Annotated in this window: 24 protein-coding genes and 1 tRNA gene; 11 read left to right on the top strand and 14 right to left on the bottom strand. The window is 65.7% G+C overall.

Annotation, left to right across the window (positions count from 1 at the left end):
* Nucleotides 1-345: 345 nt before the first annotated feature.
* From ampD to KHO41_RS21265, 5 genes are read right to left on the bottom strand one after another with little or no spacing between them, the layout of a single operon-like run.
* Nucleotides 346-957 carry a 1,6-anhydro-N-acetylmuramyl-L-alanine amidase AmpD gene (ampD, locus tag KHO41_RS21285; protein ID WP_211955271.1) on the bottom strand — a complete coding sequence of 204 codons (612 nt, stop codon included), beginning with the start codon at nucleotides 955-957 and terminating at the stop codon, nucleotides 346-348.
* Complete coding sequence (locus KHO41_RS21280; RefSeq protein ID WP_211955270.1) at nucleotides 954-2,540, bottom strand: sigma-54-dependent transcriptional regulator; 1,587 nt, start codon at nucleotides 2,538-2,540, stop codon at nucleotides 954-956. The genes ampD and KHO41_RS21280 overlap by 4 nt, the downstream gene beginning before the upstream one ends.
* 49 nt (nucleotides 2,541-2,589) lie before the next feature.
* Entirely contained in the window at nucleotides 2,590-4,662 is a 2,073-nt protein-coding gene (locus tag KHO41_RS21275) for a sensor histidine kinase (RefSeq protein WP_211955269.1), read from the bottom strand.
* Nucleotides 4,659-4,913 (bottom strand): PP0621 family protein, encoded by a 255-nt coding sequence (locus tag KHO41_RS21270; protein WP_211955268.1) that lies wholly within the window; start codon nucleotides 4,911-4,913, stop codon nucleotides 4,659-4,661. The genes KHO41_RS21275 and KHO41_RS21270 overlap by 4 nt, the downstream gene beginning before the upstream one ends.
* A 7-nt stretch (nucleotides 4,914-4,920) precedes the next feature.
* Complete coding sequence (locus tag KHO41_RS21265; RefSeq protein WP_211955267.1) at nucleotides 4,921-5,868, bottom strand: cytochrome C assembly family protein; 948 nt, start codon at nucleotides 5,866-5,868, stop codon at nucleotides 4,921-4,923.
* Between the two features lie 93 nt (nucleotides 5,869-5,961).
* On the opposite strand from KHO41_RS21265, the gene ffh reads away from it, so the two are divergent.
* Together ffh and KHO41_RS21255 are read left to right on the top strand one after the other, a co-directional pair.
* Nucleotides 5,962-7,350: a signal recognition particle protein gene (gene ffh / locus KHO41_RS21260; protein WP_211955266.1), complete on the top strand. Its 1,389-nt coding sequence runs from the start codon at nucleotides 5,962-5,964 to the stop codon at nucleotides 7,348-7,350.
* 49 nt (nucleotides 7,351-7,399) lie between these two features.
* Nucleotides 7,400-7,942, top strand: a complete 543-nt coding sequence (locus KHO41_RS21255) for a hypoxanthine-guanine phosphoribosyltransferase (RefSeq protein ID WP_211955265.1) — start codon at nucleotides 7,400-7,402, stop codon at nucleotides 7,940-7,942.
* A 201-nt stretch (nucleotides 7,943-8,143) separates the two neighbouring features.
* Here the strand turns inward: KHO41_RS21255 and KHO41_RS21250 are convergent, their stop codons facing one another.
* The 4 genes from KHO41_RS21250 to KHO41_RS21235 form a co-directional block, all read right to left on the bottom strand.
* A complete protein-coding gene (locus KHO41_RS21250; RefSeq protein ID WP_211955264.1) occupies nucleotides 8,144-8,770 on the bottom strand; it encodes a LysE family translocator in 627 nt (208 codons plus the stop codon).
* A 124-nt stretch (nucleotides 8,771-8,894) separates the two neighbouring features.
* Nucleotides 8,895-9,737, bottom strand: a complete 843-nt coding sequence (locus KHO41_RS21245) for a 2OG-Fe(II) oxygenase (protein ID WP_211955263.1) — start codon at nucleotides 9,735-9,737, stop codon at nucleotides 8,895-8,897.
* A complete protein-coding gene (locus KHO41_RS21240; RefSeq protein WP_211955262.1) occupies nucleotides 9,734-10,459 on the bottom strand; it encodes a lytic transglycosylase domain-containing protein in 726 nt (241 codons plus the stop codon). Before KHO41_RS21240 ends, KHO41_RS21245 begins: the two co-directional genes overlap by 4 nt.
* Nucleotides 10,460-10,463: 4 nt before the next feature.
* Nucleotides 10,464-12,185, bottom strand: coding sequence for a proline--tRNA ligase (locus tag KHO41_RS21235; RefSeq protein WP_211955261.1), 1,722 nt, complete (start codon nucleotides 12,183-12,185; stop codon nucleotides 10,464-10,466).
* 194 nt (nucleotides 12,186-12,379) lie between these two features.
* Here KHO41_RS21235 and KHO41_RS21230 point away from each other — a divergent pair, with 194 nt between their 5' ends.
* Nucleotides 12,380-13,075 (top strand): RNA pyrophosphohydrolase, encoded by a 696-nt coding sequence (locus KHO41_RS21230; RefSeq protein ID WP_011299098.1) that lies wholly within the window; start codon nucleotides 12,380-12,382, stop codon nucleotides 13,073-13,075.
* The gene (locus tag KHO41_RS21225; protein WP_211955260.1) at nucleotides 13,075-13,656 is read left to right on the top strand and encodes a CNP1-like family protein; all 582 of its coding nucleotides are present in this window, start codon (nucleotides 13,075-13,077) and stop codon (nucleotides 13,654-13,656) included. The genes KHO41_RS21230 and KHO41_RS21225 overlap by 1 nt, the downstream gene beginning before the upstream one ends.
* 71 nt (nucleotides 13,657-13,727) lie before the next feature.
* On the opposite strand, the gene proB is transcribed toward KHO41_RS21225, so the two are convergent.
* The 5 genes from proB to KHO41_RS21200 form a co-directional block, all read right to left on the bottom strand.
* Nucleotides 13,728-14,846 (bottom strand): glutamate 5-kinase, encoded by a 1,119-nt coding sequence (gene proB / locus KHO41_RS21220; RefSeq protein ID WP_011299100.1) that lies wholly within the window; start codon nucleotides 14,844-14,846, stop codon nucleotides 13,728-13,730.
* Nucleotides 14,847-14,929: 83 nt separating this feature from the next.
* Nucleotides 14,930-16,027 carry a GTPase ObgE gene (gene obgE, locus KHO41_RS21215; protein ID WP_211955259.1) on the bottom strand — a complete coding sequence of 366 codons (1,098 nt, stop codon included), beginning with the start codon at nucleotides 16,025-16,027 and terminating at the stop codon, nucleotides 14,930-14,932.
* A 124-nt stretch (nucleotides 16,028-16,151) separates the two neighbouring features.
* Nucleotides 16,152-16,412 carry a 50S ribosomal protein L27 gene (gene rpmA, locus KHO41_RS21210; RefSeq protein ID WP_011299102.1) on the bottom strand — a complete coding sequence of 87 codons (261 nt, stop codon included), beginning with the start codon at nucleotides 16,410-16,412 and terminating at the stop codon, nucleotides 16,152-16,154.
* A 39-nt stretch (nucleotides 16,413-16,451) separates the two neighbouring features.
* A complete protein-coding gene (gene rplU, locus KHO41_RS21205) occupies nucleotides 16,452-16,763 on the bottom strand; it encodes a 50S ribosomal protein L21 (RefSeq protein WP_011299103.1) in 312 nt (103 codons plus the stop codon).
* Between the two features lie 217 nt (nucleotides 16,764-16,980).
* Nucleotides 16,981-17,187: a hypothetical protein gene (locus KHO41_RS21200; protein ID WP_211955258.1), complete on the bottom strand. Its 207-nt coding sequence runs from the start codon at nucleotides 17,185-17,187 to the stop codon at nucleotides 16,981-16,983.
* Between the two features lie 49 nt (nucleotides 17,188-17,236).
* Here KHO41_RS21200 and ispB point away from each other — a divergent pair, with 49 nt between their 5' ends.
* From ispB to zapD, 7 genes are all read left to right on the top strand, one after another.
* Entirely contained in the window at nucleotides 17,237-18,166 is a 930-nt protein-coding gene (gene ispB / locus KHO41_RS21195) for an octaprenyl diphosphate synthase (RefSeq protein WP_049796430.1), read from the top strand.
* Nucleotides 18,167-18,258: 92 nt separating this feature from the next.
* A tRNA-Pro gene (locus KHO41_RS21190) sits at nucleotides 18,259-18,335 on the top strand.
* Nucleotides 18,336-18,622: 287 nt separating this feature from the next.
* Nucleotides 18,623-20,362 (top strand): type IV-A pilus assembly ATPase PilB, encoded by a 1,740-nt coding sequence (gene pilB / locus KHO41_RS21185; RefSeq protein WP_211955257.1) that lies wholly within the window; start codon nucleotides 18,623-18,625, stop codon nucleotides 20,360-20,362.
* 35 nt (nucleotides 20,363-20,397) lie between these two features.
* Nucleotides 20,398-21,672, top strand: a complete 1,275-nt coding sequence (locus tag KHO41_RS21180; protein WP_211955256.1) for a type II secretion system F family protein — start codon at nucleotides 20,398-20,400, stop codon at nucleotides 21,670-21,672.
* Nucleotides 21,673-21,675: 3 nt separating this feature from the next.
* On the top strand, nucleotides 21,676-22,563 hold the full coding sequence (locus KHO41_RS21175; RefSeq protein WP_244873934.1) for a prepilin peptidase: 888 nt from the start codon (nucleotides 21,676-21,678) through the stop codon (nucleotides 22,561-22,563).
* 69 nt (nucleotides 22,564-22,632) lie between these two features.
* On the top strand, nucleotides 22,633-23,259 hold the full coding sequence (gene coaE / locus KHO41_RS21170) for a dephospho-CoA kinase (RefSeq protein ID WP_211955255.1): 627 nt from the start codon (nucleotides 22,633-22,635) through the stop codon (nucleotides 23,257-23,259).
* A 208-nt stretch (nucleotides 23,260-23,467) separates the two neighbouring features.
* Complete coding sequence (gene zapD / locus KHO41_RS21165) at nucleotides 23,468-24,226, top strand: cell division protein ZapD (RefSeq protein ID WP_211955254.1); 759 nt, start codon at nucleotides 23,468-23,470, stop codon at nucleotides 24,224-24,226.
* Nucleotides 24,227-24,229: the final 3 nt, after the last annotated feature.

Raw genomic sequence — 24,229 nt, 5'->3', positions numbered from 1 at the left:
AACCACTATCGCCACGTCTGCGACAGTTCCCTCAAGGTTGGGCCAGCTCCCCGGATGAACTACTAGATATAGTGGTCGCTGCGGAAAACTGGGCTAAGTATAGTGAAACAAAACCGAAAGACCAGTCTTGACAAGCGTGGTTGCGACACCCGGATGACAAGTGCGGCAGCGCCACATTCCCGGGAACCGCTCTACGACAAGGGCTCCGGCCAAGTCGTTCGCAAGCGCACATTTTTCTTAAAATTTTTTTATTCGGCCGACCTGTCCGATAGCCCCACGCGAGCGTGGGGAATTGGTATGTGACACCGCACCGACATGGCGCCGTGGCTGCCCCGGACAAGCACCTTATTTGTGCGAGGGGCGGTAGGGTAACAGGTTTTGCGGAACATCGGCGAGGCGGGCAAAATGGGCCCAGTCGAAGTGCGGTCCGGGGTCTGTCTTGCGGCCCGGCGCGATGTCGCTGTGGCCGGCAATGGCCTGTACCGGCAAGCTGGCGCGCAGGGCCTTCACCAGCGTGGCGGTGGTGGCGTACTGGCCGGCCGTGAATGGCAGGTCGTCGCTGCCTTCGATCTCGATGCCGATCGAGAAGTCATTGCAGCGTCCGCGGCCGAAGAAGTCGGACTGCCCGGCGTGCCATGCGCGCTTGTTGCATGGGACAAACTGCACGAGTTCGCCATCGCGTCGCACCAGGAAGTGAGCGGACACCTGTACCTGGTGGATCGTCGCGAAGAACGGATGGCGGTCCGGGTCGAGCCGGTTCTGGAAGAAGGCCTCGATATCGCCGCTGCCGAACTGCCCCGGCGGCAGGCTGATGTTGTGCAGCACCACCAGATCCACCGGGATGCCGGCGGGCCGCTCGTCGAAGTTGGGCGACGGCACGCGGCGCGCGGCCGGGACCCAGCCTTCGGCGTCGGGCAGGAAACTGGCCGGAATGGAGCCTGAAGCGGGGGCCGTCATGCCGCGCCCTCCCCTTCCTCGCGCTCATCGCGTCCGTCGCGGATACCGAGTTGCTGGATGCGGTAGCGCAACTGGCGCAGGTTCAGGCCCAGCAGCGGCGCGGCAGCGGTGCGGTTGAAGCCGGTCTGGGCCAGCGCCTGCAGGATGATCTCGCGCTCCACGTCTTCCAGTCGGGCCGGCAGATCGATCGGGAACGTGACGCCACGGCAAGCGCGTTCGGCGGTATCGGGCTTGTCGGCCGGCACGACGATGGGTTCGGGCTCCGGTACGGCCGCCGCCAGCGGCGCGAGTACGGGAACCGGCGCGGGCTCGGCGGGCATCATGCCAGCCCATGGCGTATAAGGGGTCAGCGGCGACGGCGACGGTCGCAGCGCCGCATGTTCCATATTGGCGTCGAGCGGCCCCAGGTCTTCCACCTGGATATCTTCGGCCTCGGCAAATGCGTAGGCGCGTTCGAGCAGGTTTTCGAGTTCGCGGACGTTGCCCGGGAACGGATAGGCCACCAGCCGCTCCAGCGCGGCCTGCGACAGGCGGCGCGGGCGCGGGTCGCTGTAGCGCACGGCCAGGTGTTCGAGGATGGCGCGCGCGAGCACGGGGATGTCCTCGGTGCGCTCGCGCAGCGTCGGCATGCGCAAACCCAGTACGTTGAGGCGGTAATACAAGTCCTGCCGGAACTGGCCGGTCGAGACCATCGCGGCCAGGTCCTTGTGGCTCGCGCACATCACGCGCACATCGACGGCATCTTCGCGGCTCGCGCCGATCTTGCGCACGCGGCGTTCCTGCAGCGCGCGCAGCAGCTTGACCTGCATGGCGAGCGGCAGGTCGGCCACCTCGTCGAGCAGCAGCGTGCCGCCGTTGGCGGCCTGGAAGAAGCCGCCGCGCTCGGCGTCGGCGCCCGTGAACGCGCCTTTGACGTGGCCGAAGAACTCGGACTCCATCAGGTTTTCCGGGATGGCGCCGCAGTTCACGGCCACGAACGGATGCGCGGCACGCGTGCTGGTGGCGTGGATCGCGCGCGCGGCGCGTTCCTTGCCGCTGCCCGATTCACCACTGATCACCACGGGCGCCATGCTGCGCGCAAGCCGCGACAGCGAGCGGCGCACCTCCTGCATAGCGGCCGAATGCCCCGGCAGCAGCGCGGCGGCGCGGTCGGCCGCTAGCGCGGCTTCGGCGTTGGCCGCATTGTCCTGGCCTTCGCGTTGCTGGCGCCCGAGCGCATTCATCACGAGGCTGCGCAACTGGTCCAGCGAGACCGGCTTGGCGATGTAGTCGAACGCGCCGGCCTTGAGCGCCTCCACGGCGTTGTCGGCGCTGCCGTACGCGGTGATGACCGCCACCGGCACGCGCTCGGGCGAAGCCGAAAGCTGCCGCACAATTTCGATACCGAGGCCATCGCCAAGGCGCATATCGGTCAGCACCAGGCTGTAGCGGCGCTGCGCGAGCTTCTCGCGCGCTTCGGCCAGCGAGCCGGCCAGCACCACGTCATGTCCCATGCGCCGGATGGAAATATCGAGCAGCTCGCGCAGGTCTGCCTCGTCATCGATGACAAGGATGGGATCGAGGCCGGGCGTTCTGGGTGACATGGAGCGGTGCTTCTGGTGCGGTGTTTGGGTGGACAAGCGGAAAAGCGCTTCAGGCCGGCGCTGCATCGCCCGTGTCGATGCGCAGCGTCAGCACGAAAGCCTTGGCAGGCAGTGTATCGCGCGGGGCAGCCAGCAGGCCGGTGCGCGCGAGCAGGTCGTCGAGCGCGATGGTGCCGTAGCGGACCTGCGCGTCATTGGCGCCGCACAGTTCGCGCGCCATGAACAGGCCGAGCCCGGTGCCCTGCGCATTGCTGGTAAAGAACGGTTCGAACAGGCTGCGCTGGTGCTCGCGCGGGATCTCCGTGCCGTCGTTCCAGACGATCAGCTCGGCATGGTGCTGGTCCAGCGCATGCGCGAGCAGGCGGATGGCGCCCGGCAGGCGGCTGCAGTAGCGCCATGCGTTGTCGAGCAGGTTGCCCAGCACCTGCTGGAGCTGCGAGGTGTCGAAGACGACCGATTGGGGCACTTCCACCGTCAGGCGGATGGCATTCGCGTTGATCTCCCCGCGGCCCGGTTGCCGTGTGTCGCCGGCGCGCGGCAGGCGCGAACGCATCTCCAGGCGCCAGCGGTCGACAATCTCGGGCAGCGCCTGCGCCAGCTGCACCGTGCTGCGGCCCGTGCGCGGCCGGCGTGAGATCTGCAGCACGTCGGACACGACCCGGTCGAGCCGGCGCACGTTGTCATGGATGATGCGCAGCAGGCGCGCATCGACATCGGATTCCACGCCGCCACCATTGCCCATGCCTGCGCCATCGCCGAGCAGTTCGCTGGCCTGGCTGATCGCGGCCAGCGGGTTGCGGATCTGGTGCGCGACGCTGGCCACCAGCCGGCCCATGGCGGCGAGCTTTTCCTGCTGGACCTGTTCGGCGATGCGTTCCCAGCTTTCGATGTGGACCAGCACGGTGTCGCGCATCTCGCTGCGCAGCAGCGCCTCGTCGTCGGGCGTCCAGGCCATGGCTTCCTGCTGGGCGATGGCCAGGCGCAGGCGCGCCGCGGCTTCGGGCGTCAGTTCGTTCCAGGCGGCCGTGTCGAGGTTCGATGGCATCGTCGAGGTGCTTGCCACGGTGGTCCGCAACCCGGCCAGCCCCGGCAGCACGAAGCGCAGGCGCAGCCGCGTGTGCAGCGTGCCGCCGCCGGGCGGCGCCGGACGCGAGACGATGGGCAGCAGTTGCAGGATGCGAGGCACATCGTCCTTGCTGCGCAGCCAGTCGCGCAGCATTTCCATCAGCGGCTGCAGGCGCGGGATGCGGCGCAGGTCGAACAGCGCGGCCTGGCCACCGTCGTCGCCCTCGCCTTCGCGGCTGCGGCGCGAATAGACGCGCTCATGCGGCTGCACGCCCAGCAGCACCACGGCGGCCGGGTTGGCGGCCACGACCATGCCGTTGGCGCGCACCAGCATCACGCCATCCTGCATGTCGTTGACCATCAGCCGGTTGACGAGCTGCTGCAGGCGCAGCTCCTGCTCGCGTGCGAGCGCGATCTTTTCCTGCGCCACCTGCCGGTAGGCCAGCATATACATCAGCAGCGCCGCGATCATGAAGACCAGCCCGTACAGGCCCGAGCCGAGCAGGCCGGCATCGGCCTGGCGCAGCAGGATGGTCTGCATGAACGGGTGCGCCATGACCACCAGCGCCGAGAGCGAGGCGGCAAACAGCGCGAACAGCAGGCTCGTGAGCGCACCGGCCTCCAGCGCCGGCAGCAGGAAGATCATCGCGAGGCCGTCGGCATGTCCGTTGCGGCCCAGCGTTTCGTAGATCAGGCCCAGCATGACCAGGTCGGCCAGTACCTGCAGCCGCACGCGCAAGTGGAAGCGCCTGCGCCACAGCGTGCCAGCCAGCATCGCCAGCGCGATGCCCAGGTAAGGCATGGCCAGTTGCATGGCCGCCGTCTTGTAGGCGGGCAAGGCGAGCTGGAACGGCAGCACGAGCGACACGCCATGCGCGTCGGCCCCGCGCTGCATGATGGTGAAGGCCAGCAGCAGCAGGCCCACGGCCACACGGGTCCAGCAGAAATAGCGCAGCAGGCGCCAGTGGAAATCAGGCGGCTCGGGCTCTCGCCACAGTTGGGCAAAGCCGAGCCACGGGGCGTGCCGGGCGGTGATCGTCGGCCGCGCCGTGATCATGCGCGGTCGCCGCTGTCGTCGGGCAGGTGGCTGCGCCGGCAGTAATGCAGGCCGCGCCAGGCAATGGCCTCGCTCTGGGGCAGGTGCACGCCGCATTGCGCGCACTGGACCATGGTCTCGGCCTGGTCGTCACGCGGAGCAGGCGCCGGGCGAGCCGCGCGGGAGGCTTGCTCGCGCTGCGCTTCGGCGCGGGAGCGCAGCCACCAGAACACCCCCAGCACCACGGCCAGCAGGATGAAGATTCTTGCCATGGCGGTCTCAGAGCCGGTGCAGGATCACTTCAATCACGAAGCGGCTGCCGACATAGGCCAGCAGCAGGATGCCGAACGAGGCAATGACCCAGCGCAGCGCCACGCGGCCGCGCCAGCCGCGGAAAAGCCGCCCGGCCAGGATGCCGCCGAACATCGCCCAGGAAATCAGCGCGAACACGGTCTTGTGGTCGAGCCGGAACGCGCGGCCGAACAGTTCTTCGGAGAACAGCAGGCCGGAGGCAATGGTCAGCGTCAGCAGCACGAAGCCGGCGCCGATCAGCCGGAACAGCAGCTTTTCGAGCGTCAGCAGCGGCGGCAGCAGGTCCAGCCAGCGGCCCAGCCACTGCTCGGCCGGCGCCTTGGCCTTGCCATTGCCCGGGCGCGCCGGCGCGTGCTTGAAGCCGTGCAGGCGGCGTTCGGCCAACAGCATCAGGAACGCGTGGAACGCCGCCAGCGTGAACAGGCCATAGGCGACGTTGGCGATGATGAAATGCAGCTTGAACAGCGGCTGCGCGGCGTAGCCCAGGATCTGCGAGCCCGGGAATGCCAGCGGCATCAGGCTGGCGACGAGTGCCACCGGGATCACGATCAGCCCCAGCCCGGCCAGCGAGAAGAAGAAGCTTTCGATCCAGTAGATGCCCACGCCGAGCCACAGCATGGCCGACAAAGCAAAGGCGAAGCCGAACACCATGCGGTCGGCCGGGAAGATGGTCTCGTGCAGCAGCAGGCCGTGGCTGGCCAGCACGCCCGCCATCAGCAGGTGCCACCAGCCGGGCTGCGCCTCGCTGCGCCCCGAGGCCAGGCTCGCGGGCCCGCCGTTGGCCGTCAGTACGGCCGATGCCGAGCCGCCAGCGGGACCGCCGGCGGCGGCGAGCCGCGGATTGCGCGTTGCCCAGCCGTGCAAGGCCAGGCCGCAATAAAGAAGTGCCGTCAGGGCATACAGTACAATGACCATTTGCGCAGTTTACCTTAGTGCCTCCTGCCAGTGGCGGGCGGCTAACGCGGTAACAGAGGCCGCAACACAGCCCTTTCTTCCCCCATTCCTGCCATGCTGGACAATCTCACTCAACGCCTGGCGCGGGTCGTCAAGACCATGCGCGGCGAGGCCCGCCTGACCGAGGCCAATACCGCCGAAATGCTGCGCGAAGTGCGCCTGGCCATGCTCGAGGCCGACGTGGCGCTACCGGTCGTCCGCGAATTCATCGCCCGCGTCAAGGAAAAGGCGATGGGCGAGGAAGTGGTTTCCAGCCTCACCCCGGGCCAGGCCCTGGTCGGCGTGGTCCAGCGCGAGCTGACCACGGTGATCGGCGGCGAGGAAGCTGTCGCCGGCAAGGGCGCCGAGCTGAACCTGGCGGTGCAGCCGCCCGCGATCATCCTGATGGCGGGCCTGCAAGGTGCCGGTAAGACGACCACCGTCGGCAAGCTGGCCAAGTGGCTTAAAGAGAACAAGAAGAAGAAAGTCCTGACGGTCTCGTGTGACGTCTACCGTCCGGCCGCTATCGCCCAGCTGAAGACGGTGTCCGAGCAGGTCGGCGCCGAGTTCTTCCCGTCCCAGCCCGACCAGAAGCCGGTCGACATCGCCCGCGCGGCGGTGGACTGGGCGCGCAAGCACTACCACGACGTGCTGATCGTCGATACGGCGGGCCGTCTGGGTATCGACGAGGCGATGATGCAGGAAATCGCCGCGCTGCACGGCGAGCTGAAGCCGGCCGAAACGCTGTTCGTGGTCGACGCCATGCTCGGCCAGGACGCGGTCAACACCGCCAAGGCCTTCAATGACACGCTGCCGCTGACCGGCGTGGTGCTGACCAAGCTGGACGGCGATGCGCGCGGCGGTGCCGCGCTGTCGGTACGCCATGTCACCGGCCGGCCGATCAAGTTCGTCGGTGTCGGCGAAAAGCACGACGGCCTGGAGCCGTTCTACCCCGACCGCATGGCCCAGCGCATCCTGGGCATGGGCGACATCCTCGCGCTGGTCGAGGAAGCCCAGCGCGGCGTGGACATGGACGCCGCCGAGAAGCTGGCCAAGAAGATCAAGAAGACCGGCGGCTTCGACCTGGAAGACTTCAAGGCCCAGATCGGCCAGATGAAGAAGATGGGCGGTCTCGGCAGCCTGGTCGACAAGCTGCCCGCGCAGTTCGCGCAGCAGGCCCAGGGCGCCAATATGGATCAGGCGGAAAAGCAGGTGCGCCGCATGGAAGGCATCATCAACAGCATGACGGCCGCCGAGCGCGCCAAGCCCGAGCTGATCAAGGCCAGCCGCAAGCGCCGCATCGCCGCGGGCGCGGGCGTGCCGGTGCAGGAAGTGAACCGCCTGCTGAACCAGTTCGACCAGATGCAAGGCATGATGAAGAAGCTCAAGGGCGGCGGCATGATGAAGATGATGCGCCAGATGGGTGCGATGAAGGGCGGCATGAAGGGCCTCTTCAACCGCTGATCCACGCCAGGCGTTTTACCCCGCAAGAGACAAGAACAGGAAACACATCATGATGACCGCTGAACAGGCCCGCGAGCTGTGGGCCAACTCCGAGGAAATCGTCAGCGCCCAGGAAGTCCAGGCATCGCTGGACCGCATGGCGAAGGACATCACCGCGAAGATGGGCGATACCTTCCCGCTGGTGCTGTCCGTGATGGGCGGCGCGGTGGTCTTCACCGGCATGCTGTTGCCCAAGCTGCAGTTCCCGCTGGAATTCGACTACATCCACCTGTCCCGCTACAACAACAAGACCGTCGGCGGCGAGATGCAGTGGCGCGTGGCACCGCGTGAATCGGTTAAGGACCGCGTGGTGCTGGTGCTCGACGACATCCTCGACGAAGGCGAGACCATGGCGGCCATCCGCGAGCGCATCATGGACATGGGCGCGAAGGAATTCCACGCCGCCGTGCTGTGCGAGAAGACGCTGACCAAGCTCAAGCCGATGCACCCGGACTTCTGCGGGTTCCAGGTGCCGGACCGGTATGTGTTTGGTTGCGGGATGGATGCGAAGGGGTACTGGCGGAATCTGGGGACGATTCGGGCGCTGATGTAAGGCGCAAGTTCGACGGATTCACCCAATACCATCGACTTACTCCCCTCTCCCGCGTGCGGGAGAGGGGTTGGGGGAGAGGGCCAGCGCATCTCGATGCGACAAGCTTCACTTCGTTGAAGCTCTCGCCCTCTCCCCCGCCCCTCTCCCGCAAGCGGGAGAGGGGAGAAAACAATTGGCGTTTGAGGTGCCGCGGCGATACGCTTACCCCGCGTGGTGTGCCCCCAGAATCGGCCACAACGACGCCAGCAGCAGCACCGCCATTCCCACATTGAACACGCGCAGCACACGCGGCTGCGACAGCCAGCGGCGCAGGGCCGAGCCAAACACGGCCCACATCGCCACGCTCGGCAGGTTGATGACGGCGAAGATGCCGGCCATCAGCGCCACGTTCAGCCACACATTGCCGTGCAGCACATAGGTACTGCACGCTCCCACCGCCATTACCCACGCCTTCGGGTTGACCCACTGGAACGCGGCCGCCTGCAGGAAGCCCATCGGGCGCGCGACCTGTCGATCCTGCACACCGCCTGAGGTGGCGAGCTTCCACGCCAGCCAGACCAGGTAGGCGCCCGCCGCGATGCGCAGCACCTGCCACGTCCACGGCCAGTGCGAAAACATCGAACCGAGACCGCGGCCGACCAGCGCGACCATCAGCGAAAAGCCGCTACTGATGCCGAGCAGATGCGGAATCGTCCGCGTGAAGCCGAAGTTCACGCCGGAGGCCAGCACCATGGTGTTGTTGGGACCGGGCGTGATCGACGACACCAGCGCAAACGCGGAAAACGCAAGAAAAACGCCGGAACCGGCGACAAGGTCGGGGAAAGCCATGGCACGCAACCGCTGAAAATTGGGGGATTGCTGCCAGTCTAGTCACAGCGAACGGTACAGTACCGGTACAGTTTCACGGAATTCTTCCATGACGGAATGGTGCCGTGCGGCGGGCCGGTCCTGATTAGCCCGTGCGATACGGGTGCTCACGCAGCCACTTGGTGGCGATCCATTTTTCGCCCGATTGCACCGGCAGGCCGGCGTGCAGCGTGCGCTCGTCGAGCTTGCCATCGGGCTGCAGGTAGCTGAAGTACACGGCGTTGCCCTTCACGGGCGCCACTTCAAGCCCGATGCGTGGGAACGCCGTGGCACCGCCCGCCTGCGGCGTGTTCAGGTAGATCACGAGCGTCGCGGTACGCTGGCCGCCTACGCGGAGCTGGCGTGCCTCACCGGGGCGCTTGGGGTTGAAGAAGTCGAAATGCGGCTGGTATTCGCCGCCGGGCTTGTAGTTGAGGATCTGCAAGCCTTCACCATGGTCGACGGGTACGCCGAGCACGGCGGCAATGCGGTCTTCGATGCGCTGGAGCAGCGAATGCTCGCCCACCTGGAACATGGCGCCCATGCTGGTGCGCGCATCGATCAGGTTCTCGTCACCCGTGTCCGGGTTGATCACCGGCGAACGCGCAAGGCGACCGCGTGCGAGTTCGACCAGCGCATCGCACTCGGCATCGCTGAGCAACTGCTGGTACAGGCGGATGCTCGGCGACTGGAGCGAAAACAGCACGGGGACCTCGCGCCGGGCCTGGCGCGGCGCAGTTTGCACTGCCGTAGCAGCCGGACGATGGCCCATGGCCGTGGCCACTGCGCTGCGCGCGAATGCGGCATCATAGCCGGAACGCAGCATCGACAGCACCAGCGACTCGGCGCCAAAGCCCTCGGAAATATGCCGCGCCAGCCAGCGTTCGAGCTCCGGCGACGAGGTGGCATACCCCGGATTGCCCACGGCCGGACGCGTGTCGACGGTCATGACGGATTGGCCAGGCGCTGCGGCGAGAACGGGTTGCGTTCGGGCGCCTCGGGCAGCAACTTGCGCGGGCGGGTCGGCGCGTTCTCCGGATCGCCCGCGACGGTGACCGTGGCTTCCGAATACTGCCAGCGCTTCCACGCCGCCAGCACCGCGTTGGGGTACTCCGGCCGCCCTCGGCTGCCGTTGTACCGGCCAAGCGCCAGGAACAGGTCGCCCTGCTCCCGGTCCAGGTAATGGCGCAGGATGGTGCAGCCGTAACGCAGGTTGCTCTGCAGGTGGAACAGTTTGCGCGGGTCGCTGTCGCCGATGGTGCGGACCCAGAACGGCATCACCTGCATCAGCCCGCGCGCGCCGACCGAACTCATCGCGTACTTGCGGAAGTTGCTCTCGACCTGCACCAGCCCCAGCACCAGCGCGGGCTCCAGCCCGGCGCGCTTGGCTTCGTAGTAGGCGGTTTCGATCAGCTCCACGCGCATCTGCGGCTCGGGGATGCGGGCTTCGAGCCGGTGGGACATTTCGCCGAGCCATTTCAGGTAGGCCAGGCGTTCGCCACCGGTGGCAAAGACCGGCCGCACCGGGCGCGAATCGGCGATGGCGGCCGCGAGCGCGCCGCGCACCGAATCAGCCAGGTCTTCTTCCTTCTGCGCGCCAGCCTGCGCGGCAGTGGCGGCAAAGGCCAGCAGCAGGCTGCCAGCCGTGCGAACCAGACGGGCCGCGCGCATGGGCTTACTTGCCGACCTGGCCGCGCACATGGCCGACCACGTCGGCCACGGCCACTTGTGTCGCCTGCGCGTCGCGGCGGCCCTGGTATTCAACCTTGCCTTCCTTCAGGCCACGGTCGCCCACCACCACGCGGTGCGGCACGCCGATCAGTTCCCAGTCGGCGAACATCACGCCCGGGCGCTCGCCGCGGTCGTCGATGATGACGTCGACGCCAGCTGCCAGCAGCTCGGCGTGGATGCGGTCAGCCTCGGCCTTGACGGCTTCGGAGCGGTCATAGCCGACCGGGCACACCACGACCTCGAACGGGGCGATGGCGGCGGGCCAGATGATGCCGCGCTCATCGAAGTTCTGTTCGATCGCCGCGCCCAGGATACGGGTCACGCCGATGCCGTAGCAGCCCATCTGCATCGGCTGGGTCTTGCCGTTCTCGTCGAGGAAGGTCGCGTTCATCGACTCGGAATAACGCGTGCCGAGCATGAACACGTGGCCCACTTCGATGCCGCGGCAGATTTCCAGCGTGCCCTTGCCGTCCGGCGAGGCGTCGCCGGCGACCACATTGCGCAGGTCGGCAACGATCGGCTCGGGCAGGTCGCGGCCCCAGTTGACGCCGGTGAAGTGGTAGTCGCGGTAGTTCGCGCCGCAGCAGAAATCGCTCATGTTGGCGACGGTGCGGTCGGCCACGACCTTGACCGGCTTCTTCATGTCGATCGGGCCCAGGTAGCCGGGGGGCGAGCCGAAGGCGTCGACGATCTCGTTCTCGGTGGCGAAGCGGAAGTCGGCCAGGCCCGGCACCTTGGATGCCTTGACCTCGTTCAGTTCGTGGTCGGCGCGGATCAGCAGCAGCCAGACCTCGGCGCCGGCCTCGGTGTCCTTGGCCAGCACGATCGACTTGACGTTGCGCTCGAGCGGGATGCCCAGGAACTCGGCCACTTGCTCGCACTTGACCTTTTCCGGGGTGAAGGTCTTTTCCAGCGCCTGGGTCGGCGCGGCACGCTCGGCCAGCAGCGGCAGCGCCTCGGCGGCTTCCATGTTGGCGGCGTAGTCGGACGTCGGGCAGTAGACGATGGCGTCTTCGCCGGTGTCGGCGATCACGTGGAATTCGTGCGAGCCCGAACCGCCGATGGCGCCGTTGTCGGCCGCCACGGCGCGGAATTCCAGGCCGAAGCGCTGGAAGATGCGCACGTACGCGTCGTACATGTTCTGGTACGACTTCTTCAGGCCTTCGGCGTCACGGTCGAACGAATACGCGTCCTTCATCGTGAATTCGCGGCCGCGCATGATGCCGAAGCGCGGACGGCGCTCGTCGCGGAACTTGGTCTGGATCTGGTAGAAATTGACCGGCAGCTGCTTGTAGCTGCGGATTTCGCTGCGAGCGATATCCGTCACGACTTCCTCGGACGTCGGCTGCACGGCGAAGTCGCGCTCGTGGCGATCTTTCAGGCGCAGCAGTTCCGGGCCCATCTTGTCCCAGCGGCCGGTTTCCTGCCACAGCTCGGCCGGCTGGATCACGGGCATCGACAGTTCCACTGCGCCGGCGCGGTTCATTTCCTCGCGGACGATGTTTTCCACCTTGCGGATCGTGCGCAGGCCCACCGGCATGTAGTTGTAAATGCCGGCGCCGAGCTTCTTGATCATGCCCGCGCGCATCATGAGCTTGTGCGACACGATTTCCGCGTCGGCGGGGGCTTCCTTCAGGGTGGAAATGAAAAATTGCGAGGCTTTCATCCGAATGTCTTCTCTGGAAACCGGTAAATCCCGGTGAATTGGCGGCAGCCATGCCGCGCATAATCGACAGGAACGCGCCGGCAACTGCCTGAAACTGCCCTTCCCGCTCGGGGAAAACCAGCAGCACCCCGCCTGAGCCGGGCCGCGCGCATCCTTTATAATCGACATAATTCTAAAGGATTCGAGGTGCAGTCATGCTCGATCGTGAAGGCTTTCGCCCGAACGTCGGCATCATCCTCATCAACGCACGAAACGAGGTTTTCTGGGGCAAGCGAATCGGCGAGCATTCCTGGCAGTTTCCGCAAGGCGGCATCAAGTACGGCGAAACGCCGGAACAGGCCATGTACCGCGAACTGCATGAGGAGATCGGCCTGCTACCGGAGCACGTCAGGATCGTCGGTCGCACGCGCGACTGGTTGCGCTATGAGGTGCCGGACAAGTTCATCCGCCGCGAGATCCGCGGCCATTACAGGGGCCAGAAGCAGATCTGGTTCCTGCTGCGCATGGCAGGCAGGGACTGTGACGTACACCTGCGCGCCACGGAGCATCCCGAGTTCGATGCCTGGCGGTGGAGCGACTACTGGGTGCCGCTGGAGGCAGTCATCGAGTTCAAGCGCGACGTGTACCAGCTTGCACTGACCGAGCTGTCGCGCTTCCTGAACCGCAATCCGCGCGTGCCGCTGAGCCCGTACGGCGTGCATCACGGCCGCCATGGCAGCGGGCAGCGGTATGCGCAGCAGCCCGGCCAGCCGCCCACGCTGGCGCAGCGCCGGCCGCTGCAGCCCGTCACGCAGGTTGCGCCTGTTGCACCGGCAGCGGAAGCGGTGCAGGCAGTGGAAAGCGATGCAGTTTTGCCGGCTACGCCGGCCCCCAACCCGACGGAGTCCTGATGAATCGTGTTACCGGCCTGGGCCGCCGCGGCGGCCTGACCGCTGCCGGCCTGTTGCTTGCCGCCGCCTGCCTGGCACTGGCAGGTTGCAAGACCACCGGCAAGCAAATGCCCGAAGAAGAATCCCAGTGGATCAATCCGTTCGAGCCCAAGACCTTCAAGGAGGAAGAGGCCATCCTGCCGGCATTGCCGCAGGACGCCAACCTGATTCCGTTCTCGGTCAACGGCACCGGCAACCTCACGTTCGAGGTGGACAGCAAGTCGGTGTCGGTCGGCAACGACAAGGTGGTGCGCTTCACGGTGGTGATCAGCAGCTCGACCGGCGCGCGCAACGTGAATTACGAAGGCCTGCGCTGCGACGCGTTCGAACGCCGCATCTACGCGACGCTTCCGGCAGGCGCCAAGGAATGGGAAGTCAACCGTGGCGAGTCCCGCGACAGCTGGATTCGCATGCAGACTTCGGCGCGTAACGCCTATGCGGCGACGCTGGCGAGTGATTTCTTCTGCGAAGGCCGCACCGTGGCCGGTACGCCGGAGAAAATGGTCCGCGACCTGAAGGACAGCGCGCCGCACCGGCGCTGAATGCCAGCAGGCTGAATGCAAAAAGGGCGATGCCACGGCATCGCCCTTTTCTTTTGTGTCGTGACGCCGGCTCAGACCAGCACGAGATTGTCCCGGTGGATCAGCTCGGGCTCGTTCAGGTGGCCGAGCACCGACTCGATCTCCGACGACGGCTTGCGCGCGATCAGCCGCGCCTCGGCGCTCGAATAGTTGGTGATGCCGCGCGCCACTTCGCGCCCGTCCGCGCCGACACAGGCAATCACCTCGCCGCGCGCGAACTCGCCCTGCACTTCGACCACGCCGATCGGCAGCAGCGACTTGCCGCCGCTGGTCAGCTTTTCCACGGCGCCGGCGTCGATGACCACGCGGCCGCGCAGCTGCAAGTGATCTGCCATCCACTGTTTGCGCGCGGTCAGGCGGCCGGTCGGCGCCAGGAGCTGCGTGCCGATGGCTTCGCCGGCTGCCAGGCGCTCGAGCACGTTGGCCTCGCGGCCCGAGGCGATGGTCGTGTGCGCGCCGGATTTGGCCGCACGCTTGGCCGCCAGGATCTTGGTCAGCATGCCGCCGCGGCCGATCGATGTCCCGGCGCCCCCCGCCATCTGTTCCAGCTCGGGCGTGCCGGCCAGTGCCTCGTCGACGAACTCGGCATTCGGATCTTTGCGCGGGTCGGCGGTGTAGAGCCCGCGCTGGTCGGTCAGGATGACCAGCGCATCGCCTTCGATCAGGTTGGTGACCAGCGCGCCAAGCGTATCGTTGTCGCCGAACTTGATTTCGTCGGTGACCACGGTGTCGTTCTCATTGATGATCGGCACGACGCCGAGCGACAGCAGCGTGAGCAGCGTGGAACGTGCGTTCAGGTAGCGTTCGCGGTCGGCCAGGTCGGCGTGGGTCAGCAGCACCTGCGCGGTGCGGATGCCGTAGCGGCCGAACTGGCTTTCATAGACCTGCGCCAGGCCCATCTGGCCGACGGCGGCGGCGGCCTGCAGTTCGTGGATTTCACGGGGCCGGCGTACCCAGCCCAGGCGCTGCATGCCCTCGGCAATAGCGCCGGAGCTGACCAGCACCACTTCCTTGCCGATCGAACGCAGCTTGGCGATCTGCGCCGCCCAGCGCGCGATGGCGTCGTAGTCCAATCCCTTGCCGTCGTTGGTGACCAGGCTGGAGCCAACCTTTACGACGATACGTTTTGCCTGGGCAATGACCGATTGCATGGCGAGAAATCCTGTCTCCGGGGCGTTTCTGGCATCCCCAATGGTGATCCCTCGCCCCGCATGGGCGAGGGCGAAAAGCTGGCTTACTGCTCGTGACCGTCGTGGTCGACGTTGTGCAGGCGCTCGTCGAGCCGGATATCGGGCTCGGCCAGCGCGGCGGCCTCTTCGGCCTTGAGCGCGGCCAGGTGGTCCTTGATCGCGTAGATCAGTTCGCGGCAGCCGTCGCCGGTCAGCGCGGAGATCTGGAACACCGGACCCTTCCACTTGTAGCGCTTGATGAAGTCCTTCACGCGCGTGGCGCGCTCTTCCTCGGGCACTACGTCGAGCTTGTTCAGCACGAGCCAGCGCGGCTTGTCGTAGAGCGTCTCGTCGTACTTCTTGAGCTCGTTGACGATGGCCTTGGCTTCCGCCACCGGGTCCACCGCCTCATCGAACGGCGCCAGGTCGACGATATGCAGCAGCAGGCCCGTACGCTGCAGATGGCGCAGGAACTGGTGACCGAGGCCCGCCCCTTCGGCCGCGCCTTCGATCAGGCCCGGAATGTCCGCCACCACGAACGACTGTTCGTGGTCGACGCGCACCACGCCGAGGTTCGGGTGCAGCGTGGTGAACGGATAGTCCGCCACCTTCGGGCGCGCATTCGAGATGTGCGAGATAAACGTCGACTTGCCCGCGTTGGGCATGCCCAGCAGACCGACGTCGGCCAGCACCTTGAGCTCGAGCTTCAGCATGCGGCGCTCGCCCGGCTTGCCGTCGACCTGCTGGCGCGGCGCACGGTTGGTACTGGACTTGAAATGCAGGTTGCCCCAGCCGCCCATGCCGCCCTCGGCCAGGCAGACCTTCTGGCCATGCTCGGTCAGGTCGGCGATCAGCTCGCCGGTATCCATGTCGGCGATCAGCGTACCAACCGGCATGCGCAGCGTGACGTCCTCGCCGGCCGCGCCATAGCAGTCGGAGCCACGGCCGTTCTCGCCGTTGCGGGCCACGTGCTTCTTCGCGTAGCGGAAGTCGATCAGCGTATTGATGTTGCGGTCCGCCACGGCGAACACGCTGCCGCCCCGGCCGCCGTCGCCGCCATCCGGGCCACCGAAGGGCACAAACTTCTCGCGCCGGAACGAGGCGCTGCCATTGCCGCCGTTGCCGGCGATGGCTTCGATTCGGGCTTCGTCGATGAACTTCATGATGGGTTTCCGTGATGGAGCCGGGGGACCGGGCAGGTGACCGGCATTGATTATTCTTATATTGTCGCCAGAAACAAAAAAGCCCCGCAAGCGTTGCGGGGCCTTCGTGCTGCAAAGGCTGTTATCAGGCCGCCGGAACGACGCTGACGTGCTGCTTCTTGGCAGGGCCCTTGACGGCGAATTGCACGTGGCCGTCGACCAGTGCAAACAGGGTGTGGTCCTTGCCCACGCCCACGTTGTCACCAGCGTGCACGCGGGTGCCGCGTTGGCGGATGATGATGCCGCCGGCGTTGATGGCCTGGCCACCAAACACCTTCACGCCCAGACGCTTCGATTCGGAATCACGGCCGTTCCGCGTGGAACCGCCGCCTTTTTTCTGTGCCATGTCTTACTCCTGTCGCTTTACCGGGTTACGTTCGAATGATCAGGCGTTGATCGCTTCGATGCGCAGCTCGGTGTAATTCTGACGATGGCCCTGACGCTTCTGGTAGTGCTTGCGACGGCGCATCTTGAAGATCTTCACCTTGTCGTGACGACCTTGGGAGATAACGGTAGCTTTGACGGAAGCCCCGCTCACCAGCGGCGTACCAAACTTGATTTGGTCGCCGGCGCCCACTGCGAGCACCTGGTCGAGCGTGATTTCTGCGCCAATGTCTGCCGGTATCTGTTCTACTTTAAGTTTTTCGCCAGCAGCAACCTTGTATTGCTTGCCGCCGGTTTTTACGACCGCGTACATTGTCGAACCTCTCGGATGTGAATAAAACGCCGATGACCTGCACCGCAACGCTTGCGCGCCTGGTGAGGCCCGGTTATCTCCCGCCGGTCAGCAGCCGCAAAACAGGCAAAGCAACCGGAGGAAACCGCGTATTGTAAACGAGGCTGCGGAAAAACGCAAAGAAAACAGGCACATAGCCTGTCCGGCCACGCCTTGCGCACTTCTGCGCAAGCGAGGCTCAGGTCAGATCGGCCAGCAGAAAGCCCGCCAGTGCGGCAAACGCCACCCACCAGGCCGTGCGGCGGACATTGCGGCGGGACATGGGCTTGTTCATGCCCGGATTATAGTCCGCCGATCGCCCCGCATCCCCCGAACGGGGACAGGCATTGGCGTGAACCACGTTCGCATCGCATATAATCGTCCGGTTTTGCGTAACGGTGATCATCTTGACCCAGCCTTCCGCCACTGCCTTGCTTGCCCCGGTCGCTGCAGACATGCGCGCGGTCGATGCGGTCATCCGTCAACGGCTGTCTTCCGAAGTCCCCCTGATCGAACAGATCGGCGAATACATCATCAGTGCCGGCGGCAAGCGCCTGCGCCCGGTGATTCTGCTGATGTCGGCACGCGCGTTCGGCTACGACGGCAACCGCCACCATGAGCTGGCGGCCGTCGTCGAGTTCATCCACACCGCCACGCTGCTGCATGACGACGTGGTCGACGAATCCGAACTGCGCCGCGGCCGCGAGACCGCCAACGCGGTGTTCGGCAATGCCGCCAGCGTGCTGGTCGGCGACTTCCTCTATTCACGTGCGTTCCAGATGATGGTCGATGCAGGCAGCATGCGCATCATGGAGATCCTGTCGAACGCGACCAACGTGATCGCCGAGGGCGAAGTGCTGCAGCTGCTGAACATGCACGACCCCGATGTCACCATCGAACGCTACCTGCAGGTGATCCGCTACAAGACGGCCAAGCTGTTCGAGGCCTCGGCCCAGCTCGGCGCCGTGCTGGCCGGCGCGGATGCCGCCATGGAAGAAGCCGCAGCCGAGTACGGCCGCCGCATCGGCACCGCGTTCCAGCTCATCGACGACATGCTCGACTACACCGCGAGTGCCGAGCAGATGGGCAAGAACGCTGGCGACGACCTGCGCGAAGGCAAGCCGACGCTGCCGCTGCTGCACCTGCTCGAGTACGGCACGCCGGAGCAGCGCGTGCTGGCGCGCGAAGCGATCGTGCAAGGCGGCACCGAGCATTTCGACGCGGTGTTCTCGGCCATCCATGCGAGCGGCGCGCTCGATGTCACATTCGAAGCGGCACGCCGCGAAGCCGAGGCCGCCGAGAAGGCCGCGCAGCAGTTCCCGGCGTCCGACTGGAAGGACACGCTGATCGCGCTGTGCGAGTTCTCGCTGCAGCGGCAATCCTGAAATTGCCGCCAGCCTCTTCCCTTCCGGGAGAATCACTGTTAAAGTTACGTTCTTTGCTGCTGACCGACAACGGTTGGCAACAAAGCAGAATTCGGGGTGTAGCTTAGCCTGGTAGAGCGCTACGTTCGGGACGTAGAGGCCGGAGGTTCGAATCCTCTCACCCCGACCAGAATTCATGGCCATGCAGTATCGGGCCAGCAAGAAGCCGCACAGCAATGTGCGGCTTTTTTGTTTTCCGCGTCGCCCGCTCGAGGCGGCGCCGTCCCGCCCGTCTGCCACCGTCCCACTACCTTCCCCCATTCCCCGCGCAAGTAGGGTTGCGTACGTGTCGCACAAATGCCGACACCGTCCATTTGTCGCCTTTACAAAAAGTGACCCCGGCGGCAAACTGCGCCGATCCGGGGCCCATGGCCTCGACCGGCGCCTCCGCGCGCATTGCACTACCTGGTCCCTGCCATGACACTTGGTCTCGCCCTTGCACAGAGCCGTCGTATCGCCCCCGCGCTGCTCGCCCAACTCGAGCAATCGGCACGCGAAAAACAGACGCAGCTGATCGACGAGATCGTTGGCACCGGCACCATGACCGCGCACGACGTTGCGCTGTTCGCAGCCGACAAGTACCAGCTTCCGCTGCTCGACCTCAGCCAGTACAACCTGAACAAGGTGCCGTCCGCATTGGCCGGCAACCGCGAATTCCACGCGCACCGCCTGCTGCCACTAGGCCGGCGCGAGAACCGCCTGGTCGTCGCGATGTCGGACCCGTCCAACCAGGCGGGCCTGGACGCCATCAAGCAGAAGTACAACCTGCCGCTCGACACCGTGGTGGTGGAGCACGACAAGCTGATGAAGTATGTGCGCTCCGCTGGCGAAGCGCTGGGCACGCTCAAGGATATTGCGCCCGGCACGCCCACCGAGCGCAAGATGATCGAATACGATCCGGTCGCCGCCGCCGCGCAGCGGCCCCGCACGGGCGCCACCAACGACATCGACGATGCGCCGGTCGTGCGCTTCCTGCAGAAACTGCTGACCGAAGCCTTCCACCGCGGCGCGTCGGACTTGCACTTCGAGCCGTTCGAGACCTTCTACCGCATCCGCTTCCGCGTGGATGGCGTGCTGCACGAGGTCGCGCGCCCGCCGCTCGATATCCGCGACAAGGTCGCCACGCGCATCAAGGTGCTGTCGCGCCTGGATATTTCCGAAAAGCGCGTGCCGCAGGACGGCCGCATGAAGCTGCTGATCGCCCTGCCCAAGGAAAAGGACAAGGACGGCAAGGACAAGGAAGTCATCGAGAAAGCGGTGGACTTCCGCGTGTCGACGCTGCCCACGCTCTTCGGCGAGAAGATCGTGATGCGTATTCTGGAATCGTCTTCCGACAAGCTCGACATCGACCAGCTCGGCTACGAGCCCGAACAGAAGGCGCTGCTGCTGGAAACCATCAAGCGGCCCTACGGCATGATCCTGGTCACCGGGCCGACCGGCAGCGGCAAGACCGTGTCGCTCTATACGTTCCTGAACCTGCTGAACCAGGGCGACATCAATATCTCGACCGCCGAGGACCCGGCTGAAATTCAGCTGCCCGGCATCAACCAGGTCAACGTCAACGACAAGGCCGGGCTGACCTTTGCCGCGGCGCTGCGTTCGTTCCTGCGGCAGGATCCGGACATCATCATGGTCGGCGAAATCCGCGACCTGGAAACCGCCGATATCTCGATCAAGGCCGCGCAGACCGGCCACCTGGTGCTGTCGACGCTGCACACCAACGACGCGCCGACCACGCTCACGCGACTGATGAACATGGGCGTAGCACCGTTCAACATCGCTTCCAGCGTGCTGCTGATCACGGCCCAGCGCCTGGCGCGCCGTCTGTGCACGTGCAAGCGGCCGGGCACGATCCCGCGCGAAGCGCTGCTTGATGCGGGCTTCAAGGAACCCCAGCTCGACGGCAGCTGGCAGCCCTACCAGCCGGTGGGCTGCCAGCGCTGCAACGGCAGCGGCTACAAAGGACGCTGCGGTATCTACCAGGTCATGCCGATCACCGAGGCGATGCAGGAGATCATCCTGTCGCACGGCACGGCGCTGCAGATTGCCGAGCAGGCACGGCGCGATGGCGTGCTATCGTTGCGGGAAGCTGGCCTGCTCAAGGTCAAGCAGGGGGTCACGTCACTCGAAGAAGTGCTGGCCACCACCAATTCATAAAACAACAGACAAAACATTCATGTCAGGGGTCGATCATGGCAACGCGCGCACCAGCTGCGAGCGCACGGGCGGCAGTGCCGCCACGCGCGAAGGCAGGACGAGCAGGACGTAAAGCACCCACGCAGTACATCTTCGAGTGGGAAGGCAAGGACCGCAAAGGCAAGACGTTCACCGGGGAACAGCGGGCCGAAAACCAGGCCGAGGTCACGGCGGCGCTGCGCAAGCAGGGCCTCACCGTGGTCAAGCTCAAGAAGCGCAAGGCCGCGCGCGGCAAGAAGATCACCGAGAAGGACATCGCGTATTTCACGCGCCAGCTTTCGACCATGCTGAAGGCGGGCATTCCGCTGCTGCAGTCGATCGACATCATCGCGCGCGGGCATGCCAATCCGAACTTCACGCAGCTGCTGTCCGACATCCGCTTCGATATCGAGTCCGGCAGCAGCATGGCGGCGGCGTTCCGCCGTCATCCGCGTTACTTCGACACGCTGTACTGCAACCTGATCGACGCCGGCGAACAGGGCGGTATCCTCGACGCCCTGCTGGAGCGCCTGTCGCTCTATATGGAAAAGACCATCGCGCTGAAGAGCCAGATCAAGTCCGCGATGATCTATCCGATCGCGGTGCTGACCGTGGCCTTTGCCGTGACGGTGATCCTGATGCTGTTCGTGATCCCGGCCTTCAAGGGCGTGTTCTCGAGCTTCGGCGCCAACCTGCCGGCGCCGACACTGGTCGTGATCGCGATCTCGGACTTCTTCGTCGCGTACTGGTACATCGTCATCGGCATACCGGTGGGCGCGATCGCGTTCTATTTACGGGCCTTGAAGAAATCCGAGAAGGTCCAGCGCACCACGGACCGCATGATGCTGAAGTTGCCGATCTTCGGCAGCCTGTTCCGCAAGGCCGTGATCGCGCGCTGGACGCGTACGCTCGCCACCATGTTCGCGGCCGGTACGCCGCTGGTGGAATCGATGGAATCCGTGGCCGGCGCGGCCGGCAACTGGGTCTACTACGACGCCACGCGCGAGATCGAACAGTCGGTGCGCATCGGTACCAGCCTGACCAACGCGATGCAGGCCACGCACGTGTTCGACAACATGGTGCTGCAGATGACCCAGATCGGCGAGGAATCGGGCGCGCTCGACAACATGCTGCTCAAGGTCGCGGAGTTCTACGAGCGCGAGGTCGATGACGCCGTGGCGGCCATTTCGAGCCTGATCGAGCCGCTCATCATCGTGGTGCTGGGCGTGCTCATCGGCGGCATGGTGGTGGCGATGTACCTGCCGATCTTCAAGCTGGGACAGGTGGTGTAATTGATGAATCCGGCATTTCCCGCCGGCGGCGCCTTTGCGCTGCCGGCGCTGGCGGCACTGCCGCCGTCGTTCCTGGTGGCGGCTGCTGCCGTGCTCGGCCTGCTGGTCGGCAGCTTCCTGAACGTGGTGATCCACCGGCTGCCGCGCATGATGGAGCACGACGAGGCCAACTACATCGCCGAAGTGCGCAGTGACCCGCTGCCCTACCCCGACCGCTACAACCTGATGGTGCCGCGCTCGGCCTGCCCCCACTGCGGCCATGCGATCGCGGCCTGGGAGAATATTCCGGTCATCAGCTACCTGTTCCTGCGCGGCCGCTGCTCATCGTGCAAGGCGCCGATCGGCGTGCGCTATCCGCTGGTGGAGCTGGCCACCGGCGTGCTCAGCGCGCTGGCGGCGTGGCACTTCGGCGCGACCTGGCAGGGCGTGGCCGCGCTGGTGCTGCTGTGGGCGCTGATGGCACTGACGATGATCGATGCCGACACGCAACTGCTGCCCGACCAGATCACGCTGCCGCTGGTGTGGCTGGGGCTGCTGCTGAACCTGGCCGGACTGTTCGTGCCGATCGCCGACGCCGTGATCGGCGCCGTGGCCGGCTACCTGCTGCTGTGGAGCGCCTACTGGCTGTTCAAGCTCGTGCGCGGCAAGGAAGGCATGGGTTATGGCGATTTCAAGCTGATGGCCGCGCTGGGTGCCTGGTTCGGCTGGCAGGCGCTGCCGTCGCTCGTGCTGCTCTCGTCGGTGGTTGGCGTGGTGTTCGGCGTCGCCAATATCGCGCTGCGCCGCCAGGGCCGCGACACGCCGTTCCCGTTCGGCCCGTTCATTGCGGGCGCCGGCGTGCTGGTGCTGTTCTTCGGACCGGGTGTGCTGCCACTGCTATTCATGCCGTAAGCGGCGGCCAGAGGACCGGAGACGCGCCAAGCTGGTATCGTTTGGGGCATTGCACCCACGGAACCTGACATGCTGGAGATCGGACTGACTGGCGGTATCGGCAGCGGCAAGACGCGCGTAGCCGACATGTTCGCCGCGCGCGGCGCCGCCATCATCGACACTGACCTGCTGGCCCACGAGATCACTGCCCCGGGCGGGCAGGCCATCCCCGCGCTGGTCGAGGCCTTCGGCCCCCAATGCCTGCGCGCCGACGGCGCCATGGACCGCGACGCCATGCGCGCGCTGGTCTTTGCCGACCCGGCCGCCAAGGCGCGGCTCGAAGGCATCACCCACCCCCTGATCCGCGAACTGACCACGTCACGCGCCGCCGAGATCGCGCGTGCGGGCGAGCATCCGTACCTGATTTACGTGGTGCCACTGCTGGTCGAATCGGGCGCGTGGATCAGCCGTGTCGGACGCGTACTGGTCGTGGATTGCAGCGAGGACACGCAGATCGCGCGTGTCATGTCGCGCAACGGCTTCAGCCGCGAACAGGTGCTGGCCATCATGGCGAAGCAGGCAACGCGTGCACAGCGCCTGGCGGTGGCCCATGACGTGATCGACAACGATGGACCGGTCGAGGCGCTGACGGCACAGGTAGACCGACTGGACCAGAGCTATCGCGCACTGTCCGCCGCCGGTATCACGCAAGCCTGAGCACGAGCAAGCACCAGACCGCACGGGAACACGGCGCATCGTGCACATTGCATTGTCCTCTCAGCCCGTCTCGCATAGAATGCGCTGGAACATGACGCGAGATGCGTGGAGGGCCGAATCCTCCACGCATTCCCGACGTTCCCCGGGCCACGCCCGCACCGTGACGCTCCGACAGGGGCGCCGCCAAAGCGCTGCACGGACATAGCACTTGATCCTGTACGAATATCCTTTCAACGAACGCATCAGGACACTCCTGCGCCTGGAAGACCTGTTCGATCGCCTGGATTACTTCCTCGGCCAGGAACATCCACTACAGCACCATGTCGCGCTGACCACGCTGTTCGAGATCATCGACGTCGCCGGCCGCGCCGACCTCAAGACCGACCTGATCAAGGAACTCGAGCGCCAGCGCCAGGCGCTGACCGCGCTGCGCGTCAATCCGCAGATCGATCAGGAGGCACTGGACGCCATCATCGGCGAGATCGAGCAAGGCATTGCCATGCTCAACCAGACCGTCGGCAAGGCGGGCCAGTTGCTGGCCGACAATGAGTGGCTGACCAGCATCCGCAGCCGCGCCATCATTCCCGGCGGCACGTGCGAATTTGACTTGCCGGCGTACTATGCGTGGCAGCACCGACCGGCTGACGAGCGCCGCGCCGACATCCTGAAATGGGCCCGGCCACTGGTCGCGTTACGTGCCGGCACGTCCACCGTGCTGCGCCTGCTGCGCGAATCGGGCCAGAGCGGCAAGGTGATCGCCACAGGCGGCAGCTACCAGCAGATGCTGTCGGGACGCAGCTACCAGCTCATGCAGGTGCACCTCGATGACTCGCTGCTGGCCTTCATCCCCGAGATGAGCGCCAACAAGTACATGCTATGGGTGCGCTTTACGCAGCAGGACGGCGACCTGCGCCCGCGTTCGGTCGATGCCGACATTCCGTTCCTGCTCAAGCTCTGCAATTTCTGAAGT

It is taken from the genome of Cupriavidus numazuensis, assembly GCF_905397435.1.
GTDB classification, from domain to species: domain Bacteria; phylum Pseudomonadota; class Gammaproteobacteria; order Burkholderiales; family Burkholderiaceae; genus Cupriavidus; species Cupriavidus numazuensis.
Note: the sequence above shows the minus strand (reverse complement) of the source record. Positions and strands in the feature narration are given on the sequence as shown.

What these genes read in the sequence shown, in the direction of transcription:
- ampD (WP_211955271.1), bottom strand. Translation starts at nt 957, where the DNA reads ATGACGGCCCCCGCTTCAGGCTCCATTCCGGCCAGTTTCCTGCCCGAC.
- KHO41_RS21280 (WP_211955270.1), bottom strand. Translation starts at nt 2,540, where the DNA reads ATGTCACCCAGAACGCCCGGCCTCGATCCCATCCTTGTCATCGATGAC.
- KHO41_RS21275 (WP_211955269.1), bottom strand. Translation starts at nt 4,662, where the DNA reads ATGATCACGGCGCGGCCGACGATCACCGCCCGGCACGCCCCGTGGCTC.
- KHO41_RS21270 (WP_211955268.1), bottom strand. Translation starts at nt 4,913, where the DNA reads ATGGCAAGAATCTTCATCCTGCTGGCCGTGGTGCTGGGGGTGTTCTGG.
- KHO41_RS21265 (WP_211955267.1), bottom strand. Translation starts at nt 5,868, where the DNA reads ATGGTCATTGTACTGTATGCCCTGACGGCACTTCTTTATTGCGGCCTG.
- ffh (WP_211955266.1), top strand. Translation starts at nt 5,962, where the DNA reads ATGCTGGACAATCTCACTCAACGCCTGGCGCGGGTCGTCAAGACCATG.
- KHO41_RS21255 (WP_211955265.1), top strand. Translation starts at nt 7,400, where the DNA reads ATGATGACCGCTGAACAGGCCCGCGAGCTGTGGGCCAACTCCGAGGAA.
- KHO41_RS21250 (WP_211955264.1), bottom strand. Translation starts at nt 8,770, where the DNA reads ATGGCTTTCCCCGACCTTGTCGCCGGTTCCGGCGTTTTTCTTGCGTTT.
- KHO41_RS21245 (WP_211955263.1), bottom strand. Translation starts at nt 9,737, where the DNA reads ATGACCGTCGACACGCGTCCGGCCGTGGGCAATCCGGGGTATGCCACC.
- KHO41_RS21240 (WP_211955262.1), bottom strand. Translation starts at nt 10,459, where the DNA reads ATGCGCGCGGCCCGTCTGGTTCGCACGGCTGGCAGCCTGCTGCTGGCC.
- KHO41_RS21235 (WP_211955261.1), bottom strand. Translation starts at nt 12,185, where the DNA reads ATGAAAGCCTCGCAATTTTTCATTTCCACCCTGAAGGAAGCCCCCGCC.
- KHO41_RS21230 (WP_011299098.1), top strand. Translation starts at nt 12,380, where the DNA reads ATGCTCGATCGTGAAGGCTTTCGCCCGAACGTCGGCATCATCCTCATC.
- KHO41_RS21225 (WP_211955260.1), top strand. Translation starts at nt 13,075, where the DNA reads ATGAATCGTGTTACCGGCCTGGGCCGCCGCGGCGGCCTGACCGCTGCC.
- proB (WP_011299100.1), bottom strand. Translation starts at nt 14,846, where the DNA reads ATGCAATCGGTCATTGCCCAGGCAAAACGTATCGTCGTAAAGGTTGGC.
- obgE (WP_211955259.1), bottom strand. Translation starts at nt 16,027, where the DNA reads ATGAAGTTCATCGACGAAGCCCGAATCGAAGCCATCGCCGGCAACGGC.
- rpmA (WP_011299102.1), bottom strand. Translation starts at nt 16,412, where the DNA reads ATGGCACAGAAAAAAGGCGGCGGTTCCACGCGGAACGGCCGTGATTCC.
- rplU (WP_011299103.1), bottom strand. Translation starts at nt 16,763, where the DNA reads ATGTACGCGGTCGTAAAAACCGGCGGCAAGCAATACAAGGTTGCTGCT.
- KHO41_RS21200 (WP_211955258.1), bottom strand. Translation starts at nt 17,187, where the DNA reads ATGATCACCGTTACGCAAAACCGGACGATTATATGCGATGCGAACGTG.
- ispB (WP_049796430.1), top strand. Translation starts at nt 17,237, where the DNA reads ATGCGCGCGGTCGATGCGGTCATCCGTCAACGGCTGTCTTCCGAAGTC.
- pilB (WP_211955257.1), top strand. Translation starts at nt 18,623, where the DNA reads ATGACACTTGGTCTCGCCCTTGCACAGAGCCGTCGTATCGCCCCCGCG.
- KHO41_RS21180 (WP_211955256.1), top strand. Translation starts at nt 20,398, where the DNA reads ATGGCAACGCGCGCACCAGCTGCGAGCGCACGGGCGGCAGTGCCGCCA.
- KHO41_RS21175 (WP_244873934.1), top strand. Translation starts at nt 21,676, where the DNA reads ATGAATCCGGCATTTCCCGCCGGCGGCGCCTTTGCGCTGCCGGCGCTG.
- coaE (WP_211955255.1), top strand. Translation starts at nt 22,633, where the DNA reads ATGCTGGAGATCGGACTGACTGGCGGTATCGGCAGCGGCAAGACGCGC.